Source organism: Rhodococcus sp. TAF43, from assembly GCF_052113525.1.
GTDB lineage: Bacteria > Actinomycetota > Actinomycetes > Mycobacteriales > Mycobacteriaceae > Prescottella.
The window spans coordinates 43,217-61,686 of record NZ_JBFRDL010000012.1; the positions used below are offsets into that span (position 1 = coordinate 43,217).

The window sequence follows — 18,470 nt, forward strand, 5'->3', positions numbered from 1 at the left end:
CAGGTCACACCCGATCGACGAGCCGTTCGTGGCCGGCAAGCCGCGCGCAGTTCGCGCAGCAGAAGATCCGACTCTCGTCCTCGACGCCATGGCCGAGTATCCGGCATCCGCAGTGTCCGCACACCGGCGCCATCGCGTGTGCGGCGCATTCGAAGCTGTCGAACACGCCACGACGGTCCCCCATGATCACGGTGAATGCCTTGTCGTAGTCGTTGCCACACGTTTCGCAGTTAGGCATCGTCGTCCTCCTCCTGATGGCGTCGGTCGTGGTGCCGGCCGACGACGGTCTGATACCCCGTGGGAGACGGCTCTACACCTGACGGCTGTCGACCGATTCGCCGACGGGACCGGGTGCGGGATCGGAGTAACGTGTTCAGCGGTGACACCCTGCTTCTGCTCGGGCAGTGCGTCGTTGACGAGCGAGCCGGCGCCGCAGCCGCCAACTCTCGTGTGGGCCGTCACCGCATCAGACGGCATCATTCTCGATGACGATCCTACGTCGAGAGGCCACAGCCATCACCGGGGCCGGAAGAGGTGTTGATCAAGGCCGAAGCGATCGGCGTCAACTTTTCTCGACACCTACTTCCGCTCCGGCCTGTACCCGCACGAGCTGCCGTTCGCCGTCGGCAGCGAGGTGGGCGGTACCGTCGCCGCGGTCGGCGCCGGCAACTCGGCGTTTCTGGTCGGCGACCGGGTGGTCAGCGCGGACGCAGTGGGCGCGTATGCCGACTACTGCGTGGCACCAGCGGGTCTGTTGGCGCGGGTGCCGGAGGGAGTCGCCCCCGACATCGCCGCATCGGCGCTGCTGAAGGGCTTGACCGCGCATTATCTGGTCAAGTCGGTCTACCCGGTCCGGCGCGGCGACACCGTGCTGGTGCATGCCGGCGCCGGCGGTGTCGGGCTGATTCTGACGCAGTTGGCCACCAGCCTGGGCGCCCGAGTGATCACGACAGTGTCGACGCCGGAGAAGGCCGAGCTGTCCCGCGGTGCCGGTGCGGTGGAGGTACTCGATTACCCCGACGACCCACACGAACTCGCTGCGACCGTCCGTGCACTCACCGAAGGCAACGGCGCCGCCGCAGTGTACGACGGCGTCGGCAAGTCGACCTTCGACGCCAGCCTGGCCAGCCTGGCGGTCCGGGGCACGCTGGCGCTGTTCGGTGCGTCCAGTGGGCCGGTTCCTCCGGTCGATCCCCAACGCCTCAATGCTGCCGGATCGGTGTACCTGACCCGACCCTCGCGAGGGCACTTCAACCGGACACACGACGAGTTCGTCTGGCGAGCCGGTGAGGTTCTCGATGCGATCGCGGCCGGGTCCGTCGTGGTCACTGTCGGCGAACGCTACCGACTGAGGGCCGCCGCTCAGGCCCATCGCGATCTCGAAGGCCGCAGGACCCGGGGTTCGACGGTCTTGACGCCGTAGCGTCACGGATCTGCCTTGAAAGCACGATGTCCCGCTGCGCAGGCGTGCACAGCGGGACATCGTGGAAGTTAGAGGCCAGGCACACGTCGGGGGGTGCGCCTGGCCCTCAATAAAGTATCGAGACAGTTCCGTCAGGGAAAGCTGCATCGGGGTGAAATCGGGGGTGAAGCGGTCGTCACGCGCGCCTCACCCCGAACTTCCGAGCACATCCGCCAGGCGAACGGCGTCGAACTCGCGCGTTCGACGTGCTGCGGAATCCCAGCAGGTCGGGCGCGGACCAGGACATAGTCTGCGTCCGGGGCGTGCCGCGGCGAGGGGACCCGTCCGGGCGGCCGGTGGTGATCCGGGTTCGTTACGGCTGCTTCGGTGGCAGATCAACGGGTTGGAGCGCGGGTGGAACATCGAGCCCGAGATGCGCGAGCAGGACGGCGAGTTTGGCGTCGAGGTCGTGGCCGGTCGCTGTGATGCGGGGGTCACTGAAGCTGCCGAACTGGGTGCTGGGTTGGTCGACCGCAAACCATGCCTGGCTCGAGCTGTCCTGCCAGAGCACAGTGCGCAGCGGGGCGTAGAGCATGGCCGCCGGGTTGTGGCGGAACATCCGTTCGGCGATGGTGTGGTTGCCCATCAGGTAGGCGACGCAGGGTGCGGTGTCCCCGGCGAGCCGCATCACCTCATCGGCCTGGTTCTTCGGTCAGGAACCCGAACGGAGCGGCGGCGCCGATGAAATCGAGCATCTCGGCCCACGGCGCTCTCCGGGCGACGAAGTCGGCGACCTGATCGAAGTCCAAGGCCGGGACCGCCCGTTCATATCGGGCCCGGAAGTCGTCCAACGAGGTCGTGACCGGTAGCTGCAGACGGTTGACAGCGACCGGTGTGACGATCGGGACTCGAACGGCCATGACGTGTCTCCTGGCGAGGTCTTTCCGCAGCGGGTGGTCGACGGACGAGCGCAGTGAGGTGGTGGCAACCATCAGGTGCCAGGATCTGTGCTGTTCCTGACACGAGAACCTCCTCGTCGTCGAGACGTACCGGACTGGTCCGCCGGCGTCCTGGTCGAGCCACAGGCACGTATGAGGTCACGCACCCGACGGTGCCGGCACGGCTTCTGCCTCTCAACGCACGATCACTGGTACTTCACCCTCCGGACGGCAACTGCCGTCCGGGCGGTCGGATCCCTCCACACTAACCGCGGAGGTTGTAGTCGAGCAGCCGCCGAGGACATCGATCGGGTCCGGGCCGGCAGCCGATACACTTGTCGGGCGCGGTTCGAACACACTTTCGCCGCGCGTCCGACAGTCGAAGTCCCGGAAGGACATTGGAGCAGGCCCACGTGAGTGACGATCGACAGCTTCTCGAGTCCTGGTTCGGCGAGTTCCTGTTGCACCGCAGCACCGCGAAGCCGTCACCGCACACGCTCAAGGCGTACCGCCAGGACTTCACGGCCATCGCCGGGCACCTCGCCGAGCAGTCCGGGCTCGCCGCATCGGTGCTTCCGGTGGAGGTGATCACCAAGCAGTCGATGCAGCAGGCGTTCGCGGCGTTCGCGGCATCGCACGAGGTGGCGTCGATCCGTCGGTGCTGGTCCACTTGGAACACGCTGTGCGACTTCCTGTTCTCGATCGACGCGATCGTCGCGAACCCCATGTCGGCGGTGCTGCGCCCCAAGGCGCCGAAGCGGCTGCCCAAGGCGCTTCCTGCTGATGCCGTCACCCGGCTGATCGCGACGTTGCAGGAGGACGACACCGACGGGGTCCGACCGTGGGGTGAGCGCGATTTCGCGATCATCCTGATGGCGCTGCTGACCGGGATGCGGTCGTCGGAGCTGATCGCGGTCGACATCGGCGACGTACGCGGCGCCACCGATCCGTCGAACGGCGGCGCACGGGTGATCCTGGTGCGCGGGAAGGGCAGCAAGGAGCGGGTGGCGACCGCGGAGCCGGCGTTGGTGGCCGCGTTGACCGGCTATCTGGAGTCCCGCATCGAACGATTCCCCGGCACCGCGAAGCAGCGGGTGGCGGCCGACGCCACGCCGTGGCAGCACTTCCGCAGCGCCGACCCGCTGTTCGTGGGGGCCGACGGCGCGCGGATCACCCGCGGAACGCTGCAGTACCGGGTGCTCCGGGCGTACCGCCGGGCCGGGATCAACGGCGAGCGCGCCAAGGGAGCGCTGACCCACCAGTTCCGGCACACCTTCGCCACGAACATGGCCGACGAGAACGTCAGCATCTTCACCCTCATGCGGATGCTCGGTCACGAGTCGATGAACACCACGCAGGTGTACACCGAAGGCGCCGGAACGGGCGTGCGTGAGGCCGCTGCCCGCAATCCGCTGTATCGGATGCTCGACGGCGGCTGACGAACCCGCTCGTCGTTTCCGGACATTTCATCCCGGAATACGTATACCGGAACGCCACTCGGGACGTACGGTGGTCGGCGGCGGTCGATGCGCATACCGCTGTCCTGTTCGACCTCTCCGGTGTGCCCTCTCCGGTGTGTCCCCTGAGCAGAAGGTGAATTCGTCGATGTACGCCGACGTCGGCCCGGCCGCCACGCCCCGTCACCTGCGACTCGTGGCGCCGCTGCCCGCGTCGGCCGCCGACTCCCCCGACTTCGCTGCCGACCGTGATCACAATCGGCACGCGTCGATATGGCCGGACTTCGTCAGTGTCCCGATCGTGCCGCCGACGGAGCTCGGTGCGACGTGGTGCGTGGACGACGACACCTACGTCGAGGCGCACGGTCGGCGGATACTGCTCCGCTGTGTCGACGTCGACGGCGTGGAAACCACTGTCCACCTGCAGGACGGCGTGATCGACGAGTTGGTGGCGGCGATCGTGTCGGCTCAGATGCACCACTGCCCGGCGCACGACTGACCCCGTACTCACACGTACAGCACCGGTTTCCCCGTTCCGCTGCCAAAGCTTTCGGGACCTGCGACACTGGTCAACGGTTTGTTCCGGCGGTTCGACGCACCCGGTTGCGCGTCGCGGAGCACGGACCACATTGCCGATCCCGTCGTGGTCTCATCCAACGGGATGGCTCGGGCAGCGGGGCCCTCGGGTGCCGACGCCCTGATCAGCGGTTTCCCCCGTTCCCCCAGTTCGCCGCTGTAACGGCGGTCACCACCAGGTCCCACTGAGTGCGCAGACCTCCGATGCCGGGAAAGTGAGTTGGCACACTCTGTGACCAACGGAACAGAAGCGACGCTCACCCATAGCGGCTTGCCCGTGGACGCGACGACCTCGCAGTTCTTCGAATTCCCGCAGCACAGCCCGTAATTCGGGCCAGTCAAGAGTCTGGACATCAACTTCAGTGACAGCTACTGCAGACACTCGTGCCACGTCGGCGGCGCCCGCACCGCGCGGACGGTATGCCCGGCAGCGCCCTGCATGGGTGATCATCACCGTTCTCGTTCTGGTCGAGATCATCAGCGCGTTCGAGACGTCAATGGTGTACGCCGCCATCCCCACGTTCATCAAGGAGTTCAACAGCGACGCCGCCACGGTCGGCTGGGCTGTCACGGCGTTCCTGTTGGTGGCAGCCGCATCGGCCGCGGTGTGCGGCCGCCTCGGCGACATGTACGGACGCGAGCGTGTGCTGGTCGTCCTGCTCGGTGCTGCCGCCCTCGGTTCGTTCATCAGTGCGATCGGTGACAGCATCGGCAGCATCATCGTCGGCCGCGCCATCCAGGGTGTCGCCGGCGCGATCCTCCCGCTGTGCATCGGCCTGGCCCGCGAGCACCTCCCGGCCGCGAAGGTCCCCGTCGCCATTGCAGTCATCTCCGGCTCGGCCGTCGCGGCCGGTTCGGCGTCGTTGCTGGTCGCCGGCGTGATGCTCGACCACGCGAGCTGGCACATGATCTTCGTCGTCGCGGCGGTCTATGCGGTGATGGCGCTGCTGCTGGTGCTGTTCGTTCTGCCGTGGCGCCCGCCCACCGGGACCACACAGAAGGTCGACTACCTCGGCACCCTCGCATTCGCCCCGGCGATCGCGGCCGTCCTGCTGGGCATCAACAAGTCGGGAGCGTGGGGCTGGACCGACGCGAAGACCCTCGGCCTGGTGGTCGGCGGTCTCGTCGTCCTCGCCTTGTGGGTGCTGTGGGAGCTGCGGGTGAAGGACCCGATCGTGAACGTGCGCCTGTTCACCGACCGCAAGGTGGCGCTGACGATGTGCGCGACCCTGGCGATCGCAGTCGGCCCGATGGGCATCAGCACCATGATCATCCCGATGATCCTGCAGTCCCCGACCACCGCACCGTTCGGTCTGGGCATCTCCGCCACCAACGCCGGCTGGCTGTCGTTCATCGGTTCGATGTTCGGTTTCGTGTGCACACCGCTCAGCGGCCGCATCACGCGGACCGTCGGATCGCGGGTGTCGATGCTGCTCGGTACGACGCTGTTCACGATCAGCAGCGCGATGCTCATCGTCTTCCACGACTCGGTCGCCGGCATGGTCGCGATGATCATCACCGTGTCGATCGGCACCGCCTTCGCGTACACGGCACTGCCGAACCTGATCGTCGAGGCGGTCCCGGAGGGCAACACCAGCGAGGCGACCGGCACGAACTCGGTGCTGCGCACCGGCGGTCAGGGCATCGGCACCTCGATCGCGACGATGCTGCTCGCGTCGTCGGCCGCCGCCGCCGGTGGCGTCGCACCGACCGTCAGCGGCCTCAACACGGTCGCGACGATGATGGTCGTCCTCGGGCTCATCACGATCGGCTTCACGCTGCTGATCCGCCGCGGAAGCGTGTACGACCGCAAGTGACGGTCGCACTGTGACGTCCGGCTGTGGGCGGTGGGGTTCATCCCCACCGCCCACAGCCGTCTGGGGGTGTTCCGACGCCCGAGTTGGCGGGACGGGTGACCACCAGGCGGTTACGGTGACTAGGTCAGCACGTTTCGACGAGCCTCGAGGAGCGCGGAATGAGCATCGCCTCGACACAACCCCGCCGCCATCGCGTCGTGGTCATCGGATCCGGCTTCGGCGGATTGTTCGGCACGCAGGCCCTCAAGCGCGCCGACGTCGACATCACCCTCATCGCGAGGACCACCCATCACCTGTTCCAGCCGCTGCTGTACCAGGTGGCGACCGGCATCCTCTCGGTCGGCGACATCGCACCGGCGACACGGATGGTGCTACGCAAGCAGAAGAACGCCGAGGTCCTGCTCGGCGATGTCGAGACGATCGACCTGAAGGCCGGGACGGTCACCTCGCGGCTGCTGGACCGGACGACGGTCACCGAGTTCGATTCGCTCATCGTGGCCGCGGGTGCCGGGCAGTCGTATTTCGGCAACGATCATTTCGCCGAGTTCGCGCCCGGCATGAAGACGATCGACGACGCGCTCGAGCTGCGGGGCCGCATCCTGGGGGCGTTCGAGCAGGCCGAGTTGTCCGACGATCCCGAGGAACGCGCCCGTCTGCTCACGTTCGTGGTGGTCGGCGCCGGACCGACGGGCGTCGAACTGGCCGGCCAGATCGCCGAACTCGCCCATCGCACGCTGCAGGGCGCATTCCGTCGGATCAACCCGAGCGATTCCCGGGTCATCCTCCTCGACGGCGCCCCCGCCGTGCTGCCGGTGTACGGCGGGAAGCTGAGCCGCAAGGCCGCCGAACGGCTCGAGAAGCTCGGCGTGGAGATCCAGTTGAACGCGATGGTCACCGACGTCGACGTAGACGGGCTGGTCGTGCGGCACAAGGACGGCACCGACACCCGGATCGAGTCGCAGTGCAAGGTGTGGTCCGCCGGCGTGCAGGCCAGTCCGCTGGGCAAGCAGCTCGGTGAGCAGTCCGGAGCGGAGGTGGACCGGGCCGGCCGCGTGCACGTGAATCCGGATCTGACGTTGCCGGGCTATCCGAACGTGTTCGTCATCGGCGACATGATGGCGCTGGACAAGTTGCCCGGGCTGGCGCAGGTCGCGATGCAGGGCGGGAAGTACGCCGCCAAGGAGATTCGGGCGGGACTCGACGACGCCCGGTCCGAGGATCGGCAGCCGTTCAAGTACTTCGACAAGGGCTCGATGGCGACGATTTCCCGGTTCAGTGCGGTCGCGCAGGTCGGCAAGCTCGAGATCAGCGGCTTCATCGGCTGGGTCGCCTGGCTGGTGATCCACCTGATGTACCTGATCGGGTTCCGTAGTCGCCTGTCGACGGTGATCTCGTGGACGGTCTCGTTCCTCGGCCGCGGGCGTGCGCAGATGGCGTCCACCGAGCAGCAGGTGTTCGCGCGCAACGCGATCGACCTGCTGCAGGAGCAGAGTCGAGCGCGTCGCGCCGCCGAATCACGTGAGGTCGGTTGACCGACCCCGCTACTTGTTGCCGAGCGCGGACGTCTCGGTGATGTTCTGCAGTCGGACCTGCCCGCGAGCGACGAGGCGCTGCTGCTCGTCCGTCACGGTCACGAGCCACAACTGCTGGGTGCGGCCCCGATGCACCGGGGTGCCCTCCGCGAACAGCACTCCGTCGCGGGCGGCGCGCAGGAAGTCGGTGTTGTTGTTGACGCCGACGACGTGACCGCGGTCGCCGAGCCAGATGCTGGCGGCGATGCTCGCCACCGATTCGATCACCGCGCAGTGCACGCCGCCGTGCATGATGCCCCACGGCTGGTACAGCGCGGGCGTCACCTTCCACTGCGCACGAACGCGGTCCGCGGTCAGTTCGGTGAACTCGAGGCCGAGCGCCTCGCCGAAGCCCTTGTTGAGGAATGCGTTGACCTCGGCGGGATCCGCCCCGTCCCCCAGCACGAATGCGTGCTCTGCCTCACTCGCCATGATCTGCTCCATCGATTCTGGTGGGGTGACCGAGCCCCGAGGTGCCCGACCGACCCGCCTGCCGAATATGTACCTCGTCATAGTGATCCACCGCCGTCGGCGGCACGCACTCGACCCGCCGGAAAGACGAACCGGCGGGTTCCGCGCCATATGCGCGGAACCCGCCGTGGAGGGGACCGGGAGTCACTGCAGCCCTCAGGACTCCGGCACGGTCCAGCAGTACTGATGAATCGAGAATAGGGAAGGCTGCCCTAATTCGTCAACCCCTTCGTCAGCAGGCGTGCGCCAGCATGGCCCGCGTGCGCACCGGAACACCCGCAGCCTCGAACGCGTCCAGCAGGCCCTGACCGCGCCGGGACGCGACAGACTGCGACGAACCCGCCAGGATCGGCACCCGCGTCGTCACGCCCAGGACCGCGTCGGCGACCAGGCTGCCGAGTCGCAGCTGGTCGACGGACGCGAATCCGTCCAGTGCGCACCGAATCGCCGACAGCGACGTGACGCAGCGGTGCGCAGTCCACACCAGTAGGGCTCGCTCACACGGCAGGGTGACGACGTCGCGCGAGCCGGCCAGACCGTCGTCGGGCAACACACGCAGCGTGTCGTCCACGACGCCCGCCCAGTCGATGCCGCTGTCGCTGTCCATGTGGATCCAGAGGTTGTCCACGCCGGGGTCCCACGCTCGCCCCTCCAGCACCACGAGCGCCGCGACCCGGCCGACCACCGCGTGCACGAGCGCCGACGCCACCTGTATCGCGGCCGCGTCCGGGGAGTGCAGATCGTCGAGCATGCGCTCGTACATCTGACCCACTCGATGACCCTGCAGTTCGGCCGGCTCCCCGCCTCCGGTGCACGACGCGATCGGCCACCACCGCCGCTTGCCCTGATGCGCCATCGTCGCGACCGCGTAGACCCGCGGGTAGTCCGGCGAGACGTCGCGGAGTCGCGAACACGAGTCCGCCAGTGCCGTTGCCTCGGACACGGTGAACTGGAATTGCGCGGTCGCGGACATCGAGCCTCCATCAAGCGTTCGGTTAGTTCCGTCGAGTAGTTCTTCGGCAAGCGTAGGCTAGCCTAACCATGATCGAACCGGGGGGTCTATTCGAGCCGCGGAGCGGATACCTCCCTCGCACGTTCGGTTAGGCTTCCGTAACCTGACGCTCGACAGCGTTACCTCCCCAAGGAGCACCCCAGCCGTGACGACGACCCGCCTCCCGGATATGAACCCGGATGCGTCGAGGCACACCAAACCGCAGTCGGATTTCGGGAAACAGGTTGTCCCGCAAGGCCCGGCGCCGACAGCCCTGCGCCTGCTGGCGAATCTCGTCGACCTCGGCGTCGTCGCCGCACCCCTCGTCCTCGGGTGGTACCTCGTCGATTCGCTGCGTGACGCCAACGGCGGCGGCGAGGCCGACCGCGTCGTATTCGGCGGAGCCGCGCTGCTGATAGCAATCGGAWTGTTCGTCTGGAATCGCGGATTCCGTGAAGGGAACACGGGCACCACCGTCGGCAAGGGCTGGTGCGGGCTGGTGACCTGGGACGCCGAGACCGGTGCGCCTATCGGCGTCCGGCGTGCGGTGCGGCGGGTACCCGGGATCGTCTCCGGTGCCGAGGTGGTCCGCGAGGCCACCGCGCGCGCGGACGGCTTCACCCCGATCACCCCCGACACGTCCCTCGCCGCCGTGCGCCGGCGTCGGATCCTGGGCCTGCTCGCCCTCGCAGTCCTGTTGGCGCTCGTTCTGTTCGCGAGCATCGCCGTCGGCGCCCGTCCGCTGTCGTTCGCCGAGATCTTCCACGCACTGTTCTCCTCGACCGGCGGCGAGACCGACATCATCGTGCGCACCCTCCGGATCCCACGCACCCTCCTCGGTCTGGTCGTCGGCATCGCCCTCGGCGTGGCCGGCGCACTGATCCAGGGACACACCCGAAATCCGCTCGCCGACGCCGGCCTGCTCGGCCTCAACGCCGGCGCCGCGTTCCTCGTGGTGATCGCGATCTACACCCTCGGCCTCACGTCACCGGGCCAGTACCTGTGGTTCGCGTTCGCGGGCTCGGCCCTCGCCAGCGTCGTCGTCTTCGGGCTGTCCTCGATCGGCAACGGGAAGGCGAGCCCGCTGAGCCTGGCGCTCGCGGGCGCGGCCGTCGCCTTCTTCCTCCAGGCCATGACGAACGCGGTCGTGATCCTCGACCAGACCAGCCTCGACGGCTACCGGTTCTGGGTCGTCGGATCGGTCGCCGGCCGCGGCTACGACATCCTGTGGCAGGTGCTGCCGTTCCTGATCCTCGGGCTGGTCATCGCGATCGCCAGTACCCCGAGCCTCAACGTGATCAGCCTCGGTGAAGACGTCGCCCGGTCGCTCGGCACCAACGTCGCGGTCTCGCGGACGATCGGCATCGTCGCGATCACGCTGCTCACCGGCGCCGCGACCGCCGCGTGCGGACCGATCGCGTTCATCGGACTGGTCGTACCGCACGTCGCCCGCGCGATCACCGGCCCCGACTACCGCTGGCTCGTCCCCTACGCCGGACTGCTCGGCGGCCTGATGTTGGTCATGTCCGACGTCATCGGCCGAGTCGTGGTCCGTCCCGGCGAACTGCAGGTCGGCATCGTGCTGGCCGTCGTCGGTGCCCCGTTCTTCATCGCGCTCGTTCGGCGCAGGAAGCTGGCCAGCCTGTGAGCGTCCTGAATACTCTCCCCGACGCCGCCGACGGCATCCCCGCGGCGGTACCGTCCCGGCCGGCGTTCCGGCTCGGCCCGATCTCGCTGGTGCTGCGGCCCTACATGATCGTCGTCAACGTGGTGCTCGCGGTCGCGCTGTTCCTGCTGGTGTGCGTCGGCATCGGCCGCGGAGACTTCCCGCTGTCCGTCCCGGAGGTCACCAACGTCCTGTTCGGCGGCGGCAGCAAGGTGCAGCGGTTCATCGTGATGGACCTGCGTCTGCCCCGCGCGCTGACCGCGGTGCTCATCGGTGTCGCGCTCGGCATCTCCGGTGCGATCACCCAGTCCATCGCGCGCAACTCGCTGGCCAGCCCCGACATCCTCGGCATCACGTCGGGCGCGAGCGCGGCGGCGGTCGCGTTGATCGTCCTCGGCGGCGGCGGCGGCTCCTTCGTCGGCCTGTTCGCCACGCTGGGCATCCCGCTGGCCGCGCTCGTCGGCGGCCTGCTCACCGCCACCGTCATCTACCTCCTGGCCTGGCGGCAGGGTGTCGAGGGCTACCGGCTGATCCTCATCGGCATCGGCATCAACGCGATGCTGATCGCGGTCACCGGGTGGCTGCTGATCTCCGCCGACATCAACGACGTCTCCCGCGCCAAGGTGTGGCTCAACGGGTCGCTGAACGGCGCCGGGTGGGGTCAGGTGTGGCCGGTGGCGATCGCGCTCGCCGTGATCGGCGGCTGGGCGATCATCGCGGCGTTCACCCTCGGCGCGCTGCGCCTGGGCGACGACAACGCCCGGTCCCTCGGCGTCCGGCAGCAGTCCGAGCAGGCGAAGCTGCTGTTCGCGTCGGTGATCCTGGCCGCGATCGCCACCGCCGCGGCCGGTCCCGTCGGATTCGTCGCACTCGCGGCGCCCCAGGTCGCGATGCGCCTGGTCCGCTCCGCCGGGCCGCCGATCCTCGCGTCCGCGCTCACCGGGGCCGTGCTGGTCGTGGGCAGCGACATCATCGCCCGCACCGTCCTCCCCGTGGAACTGCCCGTCGGCATCGTCACCTCGGCGCTCGGCGGCCCGTTCCTCCTGTACCTCCTCGTCCGCAACAACCGGAAGGTCTCGGCATGACCCAGCACTCCCTTGTCACCGAGCCGGCACTGTCCTCCCCCGCGCCGCGACTGGTCGCCGAGAGCCTCACTCTCGGCTACGGCGACCGCATGATCGTCGAGGGCCTCGACGTCGAGATCCCCACCGGCGTGATCACCACCGTGATCGGCCCCAACGGGTGCGGCAAGTCGACGATGCTGCGGGCGCTGGGCCGGCTGCTCAAGCCGCGCGCGGGCACCGTCCTGCTCGACGGCAAGGCCATCACGACGATGCGCACCAAGGATGTCGCCCGAACGCTCGGCATGCTGCCGCAGGCGCCCGTCGCCCCCGAGGGCCTGACGGTGGCCGACCTGGTCGCCCGCGGTCGGCATCCGCACCAGTCGTGGATCCGCCAGTGGTCGTCCGACGACGAGACCGAGGTGGCGCACGCGCTCGCGCTGACCGGGGTCGCCGACCTCGCCGATCGCCCTGTCGACCAACTCTCGGGTGGGCAGCGCCAGCGGGCGTGGATCTCGATGGCGCTCGCGCAGGGCACCGACATCCTGCTGCTCGACGAGCCGACCACCTACCTCGACCTGTCGCACTCGGTGGAGGTCCTCGACCTGGTGGACCGGATGCACGAGGAGCTGGGCCGCACCGTGATCATGGTGCTGCACGACCTCAACCTCGCGGTCCGCTACAGCGACCACCTGATCGTCATGTCGGAGGGCCGGATCGTCGCTTCCGGTGCGCCGCAGGACGTGATCTCGGCGGAGCTGCTCCTGGAGGTGTTCGGGCTCGAGGCGGCGGTCATCGACGATCCCGTCTCCGACCGGCCGCTGATCGTCCCCATCGGGACGCGGCACGTCTACGGTGCGGTGGGTGGGCCGACGCAAGACGGGTGATCAGAAGGACAGCACCCGCGAGTGTTCGCCTCGCCGGGTGCCGCCCAGATCGCTCACGACCCCACCGCGCCGCAGCGTTTGGAGTTGCCCCGAGCTTGCCACCCGACCACGATCGGTGGTCCATCCCAACCGGCGGCCACTATCGACGCTACCCACGATCACCGTGCATGCAACCCGGACGAACAGGGCGATGGCCTGCGCGTGTTCCGGTTTCAGGCGCGATCCTGATCGGGCGCATTTCGAAAGAGCAGGGATACGAGGTCATCTCGTCGTCGCGGTGGCCGCGAGTCAGGGGACGTGTCGACGTCGACCACAGATATCGACTTCTCTGATCCCGACGATGTCGATCCAGATTTGAAACCCATTGCGGGAAAACACTTGACGGTGTCCTGGCGATTCAACACCGGACGGTAACAAGCCTGTATGAGTTCGGCGACTGCCCCTGTGAACGCGCCGAACGTACCTAGGGTGGCGGGCATGGGTGTGAACCAGAAGACGATCGCATTCGATGTCATCGAGCGGCGGGAGGTGCCCCAACCCGAGATCGACCGCCTTGCTCGCAGTACCTGGCAGTCGCTGACCGCCGCCACACGGGAATCGTGCGAGCCGCCACGGTGGGTGAACAGCGGCCCTGTTGCTGGTGCGGACGCATACCTCGTGCACCGGTACGAGGGCACCGTCGCGAACTGAAATCTCAGTCGTGAAGGTCGTTCGGGCGACCCGTGGGTAAGCGCGTGGTGGTAAATGCCGGTCGGCGGAGCGGCGCCTGGTGCGATGGAGTCCGTCGGGCCGGACTCGGCTCCACACGCCCTGGATCCTCTAGGCCGTCGCTGTGCTTAGCTGCATGTGTGGGGTGGGCTTCGCCGGTGATCGGGTGGTTTCTGCGGATCTCGGCGGTGTGTGCTGCAGTGACCTGCGCGTGCACGATGATTCTCGCGCCGGCCGCCAACCGACTCCTCAGAACTTCGTTGATATCGAACCGGGATCGCCAAGGGGTGGAATGTCGAAGGTCGTGCAGGTACTCGAGAGCGAGGTCATTCAGCGATGGGCCGCTACCGTCGGCACAGTCCTGTTCCCTCTGATTGTTCTGCCTTCCCGCGTTGGCGAGGCCGTCGAGCACCCGACTGTATGGAACTGGGTTGTCGTCGTGGTCGTCGCAGGAGGCATCGTCGCCTTCGCGACCGAAGCCATCACTTTGTGGCGCAAGCGCTTCGGCTTGACCCGAGGAAGAAAGCCTGAACTCACGTTCGTTGCACCCGAGGATGTTCCGGCCTCGGATGTGGAGTCGGCGATCGCATCGACATCGGACCGCATCTCGGCGATCAAGGCGCTGCGTGAACAACATCGAAGTCTCGGATTGAAGTCTGCTGCGGATCTCGTCGACGCGGCTATCGACGCCCACCCACCCGAAACCTCGCGTAACCGGTGTATCCCGGACTCGGCGTGAGCGCACCCCGTGTCGTCGGTCCTCGTGGTCCACCAGTGAATATGACCGCACCGCCCGATGTCGGGGCCCTGCTGACCGACGACCCCACCATCACTCGACTCAGCGACCTCCCACGCCCTCGTCGCCTTGCGTACCTCGAGAGCATCGACCGCCTGGCCAACGCGGTGGAGCACGCATGTCAGCGGCACGACCCCTGACCGATCGGGCTCGTACCGGAATCAGCCACCGGTAGCGGGTCTGTCTAGACAATGCCTGACAGCTGCCAGGGCACCACCGACCCACTCGCCGACACCCCCGGCGCCGACGTTGTCCACGGCCGGAAACTTGAAACGTGTTCTACTCTGTTTGGAATGGACGACACGTACGAGGGGACGCAACGGGAATTCGATACCGGTGCAACCGATGCGGGTGCGGTACTGGTTCTCGGCGGGCGAAGTGAGATCGGGCTCGAGGTGGCTCGGCGACTGGCGCCCGGGCGGGTAGTGATTCTGGCGGCGCGACGCAGTGGCGACTTGGCCAACGAGACCGCACTCGTACACACAGCCGGCGCATCTGCAATCCACTGTGTGGAGTTCGACGCCGACGACACTGCGAGCCACCCAGGTCTGCTGGAGACCATCACCGCCGAGCACGGCCCGATTGGTGTCGCGGTGCTCGCATTCGGAGTCCTTGGCAATCAAGCCCTGGCGGAACGGGACCCGGCACACGCACTCGCAGTAGTTCACACCGACTTCGTAGCGCAGGTCAGCGTTCTCACCGTGCTGGCCAATCTGCTGCGTGCTCAAGGTAGCGGCCAGATCGTGGTCTTCTCGTCCGTAGCGGGCATACGGGTACGCAAGGCCAACTATGTCTACGGATCGGCCAAAGCCGGCCTCGACGGATTCGCCAGCGGACTCGGAGACGCCCTGCACGGCAGCGGCGTTCATCTCTTGCTGGTGCGTTCCGGATTCGTCATCGGCCGCATGACCGAAGGCATGAGCCCCGCTCCACTACCCAGCACCCCCGGTCAAATCGCGAATGCGGTCGTGAAAGGCCTGCGCAACAATCGGATCCGAGTATGGGTCCCTGCCCTGACCCGCCCAGCCTACTTCGCCGCGCGCATGCTGCCGCAAGCAATCTGGCGCCGGATGCCCAGGTAGGTTGCACCGACGGCGGCGGAGCCGGGCCCGAGCCCCGCACGGTCCCTGCGCTCTGGATGAGGGCCTATCGCTGGTGGTGCCGCCTCCGTCGATAGAGCAGGATAGCTGCCAGCGCGGTGGTGATAGCGGTGATGGTGATGGCGGGCCACGGTAGCAGCGGGTTACGTTCRGTCCCCGTTCCCTCAATCGTCATAGGTGCTCCGTCTTGCGCGACGGAGGCCTTTCTCAGGATGGGTGGTCGGGGTTCCCCGTAGACCGTGACCGCAGCTTCACGGGTTCGGTCGTTCGACGATTGTGTTGTGGCTGAGCAGCTGTTGACCGACCACTGGGCGCCGGCGGTCTCGTATGCGGAGGTGAAGACGATGTACTCGGTGCCGACCTCGAAACTACGGCCGCAAGCAGCGCCTTGCACGCTGGACGAAACCGTTGTCGTCGTGCCGATGTCACCTGTGAATACTTCGCGGACTTCGAACTCGTAGAACGCGGTCTGATCTTCGACGTGCTCGGCGGTGACAGTGCCCGTGAAGACCGACGCGGCATTCGAGACCAAGTCGATGATCTGGGGTCCGTCAGGGTCGTAGACGCACGAGCACGCGTGCGCCTGCGTCGATGCGGCCAGCGGAAGTGCACCCGCCAGTCCCATCACGGCGATAATCGAAATCAGCCAGCGCACCATCGCCCCCCCTGGTTCCGGCCGGCGTCAGTCGCCGACTCGAAACGATGCTAGGCGGCGGGAGCTTGAACCCTCTGTTTCTCCCCTACCGTCTGCCGGTCTACGAACTCGGGAGGAAACAATGCACGAAGACTGGCCGGTCGCAGCGCGTCCGCCAGGCGGGCTTGAAGTCGTTGAGCGCAGCGCCTCCGATGAAGGCCGGTAATTCCGACGGCGCGGATCGACTTGCCCGATTCAGTGGACGTGGTGTCTATTCTTCCCCGAGGGTCGAGTCGTACGTGATGACCCATCAATGGGTGCGTGAGATCGCACGGTTCCATGTGCGTCAGCCGCTTCTGGCGGTGACCTTCCGAATCCCGGACGACGAGTTGGTTGCCGTCGGCCACTACAACCACAGGGCTCGTCCCTGTCACGCGGCGGAAGCTGCGGCCGTCGTGCGTCGCTTGGACGATCCTCGCGGCTGGGAGGTGTTCGTGCCCAGGGGCATCCAAGCTGGCGAGATCAGGCAGATCCGTCCGGCGCCGCGTTCGACGGGGTGGCGGTACTTTCCTGATGCACATGGGACAGCGCCGTGTACGTGTGAAGGATGCGCGCCTTTCGGTAGTTACGGGGCGGCCCGATTGCGTGAGCGTAGGCCGCATGAGATGGATGGCCCGTTCGAACCGCGAAACGTTCTACTGGCTCAGCTTGCCGATGCCGCGTGGCGTGCTCCCGGCGTCGACGATCTCCTCACTCGGCTTGCCGCCGACGTCGACGTCCGTGAGTCGGCGGCATGGGTCCTCTCCGAGCGCCGCCGGACGGGTCGAGCTGAGGCACAGTAGCCACCTCCAGTCACCATCGAAGAGCGCTCAGTCGATTCCCGGGTACGTGACTGCGGCGGTGAGGATGGCTGCGGCCGTACCGAGGCAGAGCGGCCGGTACACCGCGTTGTCCAACCGGACGAAGCGTGGTGAGGGTTCTTCCAGACCGAGGACCTTGGTGGCTGCCCGTCCGCCTGCAACGCCGCGCGCTGCAACGCCGGCGCCCAAGGCGACCCTCGCCACCGTTGCGGCCCTGCCCATCCTGCCCACTCCCGCCACCAACGCGGCCGCCGCCGCTGCGAGTCCAGCAACAGCGAAGCAGGCCCGAGCATCAGGCATGGCGTCGCTCCCCACCACGGCATCGGCCAAATCGGCGCGGCTGCGCATCGGCCATGCCGAACCGAGGCCCCACGCCGTGTGGACCAATGCCGCCGCTGCGAGCGCCGACGAGCCGGTCAGGCCTGCGATGCGAGCCTTCGTTCCCAGGGCACGATCGGTGAAGACCGGGAGAGTAGCCATACCGCCAACCTATCGCGGGCACCGCAGGACGGACCTGCTGCCCGGTCCCGCGCCTGCCGGAGAGGCAGCTGCTGCGACGGATGTGACAGTCACCTGCTCCCCCTTCGCACGCGAAGGACTTCGCCGACCCTGCCAGATACTTGACGCACGACAGGCGAAGCGGCGGACGATGGATTGTCACGGAGGACTCGAAGTCGGCGGTGATCGAGGCGGGGGCGGGGGCGGGCGAGAAGATCCTGTGAAGGAATGGAGCCGCGGCGAGTAGTACGTGCCTGTCGGTCCCCGGCTCTACTGTCTGGCGAGTGCAGGAGCAATTGACCTCCGTCATGTGGTCAGAGACTGCCGCCGACAGTTGGGACGAGTATTTCCCTCCCACGCCCGAACTCGGCGAGCATCGCCGGTGCGCTCTCCATTGGCAACGAAATCTGGGACCCACGGCCAGGAGAGAGCATCGCCATCGTTGTCGCCATTCTCGTACTGGTCAACGGGCTTCCGAGCCTGATGGCGACCGTGCTGCCGCGCGGACGCGTGTCAGGACGATCCCAGCGCCCCCGGAAGCTGCCCCGGCGGGGTCGGAACCGGATTGACGATGTGCAAGTTCTGCGCGAACGGGATCCGCATCAGCTGATGCGTCTGCCGCCACGGATCGAGTTGAAAGCAGTCGAGCGGAAGCGGGCCGGTCACGGCCCCCGGCCAGGTGTAGCAGTAGATGTCGCTCGTACCGAACGGACTGAGCAGGTTCGAGTTGTTGTCCCACGACCTGCTGGGCTCCCACGGAAGCTTGAAATACCTCGTGTTCAGCTCGTACCCAGGTGGCGGAACGTAGGCCTGATCCGCCGCACTCGCCTGCGGCGCCGCCGCCACGGCGATACCCGTCGCGATCGCCGCACTCACCACCAGTTTCTTCAGCATTCCGATCCTCCCCCACGTCGGACAGTTCCTGCCAAGTCGATCGCGCAGCGGGCGTAGGTGTTACCGACACCGCTGTCGGTACAAGCGGCGAATCCGCACCACCACGGTGCTACGCGACCCATCCGATCGTCTATGGGACACCC

19 protein-coding genes and 1 pseudogene are annotated in these 18,470 nt (G+C 67.3%); 12 read left to right on the forward strand and 8 right to left on the reverse strand.

The annotated features are described in order from the left end of the window. Window positions 1-4: 4 nt before the first annotated feature. A complete protein-coding gene (locus AB4Z09_RS10795; RefSeq protein ID WP_114723560.1) occupies window positions 5-238 on the reverse strand; it encodes a hypothetical protein in 234 nt (77 codons plus the stop codon). A 254-nt stretch (window positions 239-492) separates the two neighbouring features. Here AB4Z09_RS10795 and AB4Z09_RS10800 point away from each other — a divergent pair. Next, window positions 493-1,423: pseudogene (locus AB4Z09_RS10800) on the forward strand (quinone oxidoreductase family protein); the annotation flags it as partial. 352 nt (window positions 1,424-1,775) lie between these two features. Here the strand turns inward: AB4Z09_RS10800 and AB4Z09_RS10805 are convergent. Both AB4Z09_RS10805 and AB4Z09_RS10810 read right to left on the reverse strand, forming a co-directional pair. Further along, window positions 1,776-2,090 (reverse strand): DUF302 domain-containing protein, encoded by a 315-nt coding sequence (locus AB4Z09_RS10805; RefSeq protein ID WP_442239704.1) that lies wholly within the window; start codon window positions 2,088-2,090, stop codon window positions 1,776-1,778. A gap of 4 nt (window positions 2,091-2,094) precedes the next feature. Beyond that, entirely contained in the window at window positions 2,095-2,322 is a 228-nt protein-coding gene (locus AB4Z09_RS10810; RefSeq protein WP_174910395.1) for a hypothetical protein, read from the reverse strand. 431 nt (window positions 2,323-2,753) lie between these two features. On the opposite strand from AB4Z09_RS10810, the gene AB4Z09_RS10815 reads away from it, so the two are divergent. The 4 genes from AB4Z09_RS10815 (at window position 2,754) to AB4Z09_RS10830 (ending at window position 7,722) form a co-directional block, all read left to right on the forward strand. Then, window positions 2,754-3,779, forward strand: coding sequence for a tyrosine-type recombinase/integrase (locus AB4Z09_RS10815; protein WP_254622509.1), 1,026 nt, complete (start codon window positions 2,754-2,756; stop codon window positions 3,777-3,779). A gap of 136 nt (window positions 3,780-3,915) precedes the next feature. Continuing rightward, on the forward strand, window positions 3,916-4,296 hold the full coding sequence (locus AB4Z09_RS10820) for a hypothetical protein (protein ID WP_442239705.1): 381 nt from the start codon (window positions 3,916-3,918) through the stop codon (window positions 4,294-4,296). A 520-nt stretch (window positions 4,297-4,816) separates the two neighbouring features. After that, a complete protein-coding gene (locus AB4Z09_RS10825) occupies window positions 4,817-6,190 on the forward strand; it encodes an MFS transporter (protein ID WP_442239706.1) in 1,374 nt (457 codons plus the stop codon). 158 nt (window positions 6,191-6,348) lie between these two features. Further along, window positions 6,349-7,722 (forward strand): NAD(P)/FAD-dependent oxidoreductase, encoded by a 1,374-nt coding sequence (locus AB4Z09_RS10830; RefSeq protein ID WP_429516212.1) that lies wholly within the window; start codon window positions 6,349-6,351, stop codon window positions 7,720-7,722. Window positions 7,723-7,731: 9 nt separating this feature from the next. Here AB4Z09_RS10830 and AB4Z09_RS10835 read toward each other — a convergent pair whose 3' ends face one another. Both AB4Z09_RS10835 and AB4Z09_RS10840 read right to left on the reverse strand, forming a co-directional pair. Beyond that, window positions 7,732-8,193: a PaaI family thioesterase gene (locus AB4Z09_RS10835; protein WP_114723597.1), complete on the reverse strand. Its 462-nt coding sequence runs from the start codon at window positions 8,191-8,193 to the stop codon at window positions 7,732-7,734. 271 nt (window positions 8,194-8,464) lie between these two features. Then, entirely contained in the window at window positions 8,465-9,205 is a 741-nt protein-coding gene (locus AB4Z09_RS10840; RefSeq protein ID WP_114723554.1) for a hypothetical protein, read from the reverse strand. 184 nt (window positions 9,206-9,389) lie between these two features. Here AB4Z09_RS10840 and AB4Z09_RS10845 point away from each other — a divergent pair, with 184 nt between their 5' ends. From AB4Z09_RS10845 to AB4Z09_RS10875, 7 genes are all read left to right on the forward strand, one after another. Next, complete coding sequence (locus AB4Z09_RS10845) at window positions 9,390-10,871, forward strand: iron chelate uptake ABC transporter family permease subunit (protein WP_442239707.1); 1,482 nt, start codon at window positions 9,390-9,392, stop codon at window positions 10,869-10,871. 104 nt (window positions 10,872-10,975) lie between these two features. Next, entirely contained in the window at window positions 10,976-11,974 is a 999-nt protein-coding gene (locus AB4Z09_RS10850) for a FecCD family ABC transporter permease (protein WP_254622996.1), read from the forward strand. Then, the gene (locus AB4Z09_RS10855; protein WP_442239708.1) at window positions 11,971-12,837 is read left to right on the forward strand and encodes an ABC transporter ATP-binding protein; all 867 of its coding nucleotides are present in this window, start codon (window positions 11,971-11,973) and stop codon (window positions 12,835-12,837) included. Before AB4Z09_RS10850 ends, AB4Z09_RS10855 begins: the two co-directional genes overlap by 4 nt. A 477-nt stretch (window positions 12,838-13,314) precedes the next feature. Further along, entirely contained in the window at window positions 13,315-13,527 is a 213-nt protein-coding gene (locus AB4Z09_RS10860; protein ID WP_174910411.1) for a hypothetical protein, read from the forward strand. 310 nt (window positions 13,528-13,837) lie between these two features. After that, window positions 13,838-14,284, forward strand: a complete 447-nt coding sequence (locus AB4Z09_RS10865; protein ID WP_442239709.1) for a hypothetical protein — start codon at window positions 13,838-13,840, stop codon at window positions 14,282-14,284. A 41-nt stretch (window positions 14,285-14,325) separates the two neighbouring features. Then, window positions 14,326-14,481: a hypothetical protein gene (locus tag AB4Z09_RS10870; protein WP_442239710.1), complete on the forward strand. Its 156-nt coding sequence runs from the start codon at window positions 14,326-14,328 to the stop codon at window positions 14,479-14,481. Window positions 14,482-14,634: 153 nt separating this feature from the next. Further along, window positions 14,635-15,423, forward strand: coding sequence for an SDR family NAD(P)-dependent oxidoreductase (locus tag AB4Z09_RS10875; RefSeq protein WP_442239711.1), 789 nt, complete (start codon window positions 14,635-14,637; stop codon window positions 15,421-15,423). Between the two features lie 64 nt (window positions 15,424-15,487). Here the strand turns inward: AB4Z09_RS10875 and AB4Z09_RS10880 are convergent, their stop codons facing one another. From AB4Z09_RS10880 to AB4Z09_RS10890, 3 genes are all read right to left on the reverse strand, one after another. Continuing rightward, window positions 15,488-16,099 carry a hypothetical protein gene (locus AB4Z09_RS10880; protein ID WP_442239712.1) on the reverse strand — a complete coding sequence of 204 codons (612 nt, stop codon included), beginning with the start codon at window positions 16,097-16,099 and terminating at the stop codon, window positions 15,488-15,490. Window positions 16,100-16,944: 845 nt separating this feature from the next. Next, the gene (locus AB4Z09_RS10885; RefSeq protein ID WP_174910418.1) at window positions 16,945-17,415 is read right to left on the reverse strand and encodes a DUF3995 domain-containing protein; all 471 of its coding nucleotides are present in this window, start codon (window positions 17,413-17,415) and stop codon (window positions 16,945-16,947) included. 531 nt (window positions 17,416-17,946) lie between these two features. Continuing rightward, window positions 17,947-18,327, reverse strand: a complete 381-nt coding sequence (locus tag AB4Z09_RS10890) for a hypothetical protein (RefSeq protein ID WP_174910420.1) — start codon at window positions 18,325-18,327, stop codon at window positions 17,947-17,949. Between the last annotated feature and the right edge of the window lie 143 nt (window positions 18,328-18,470).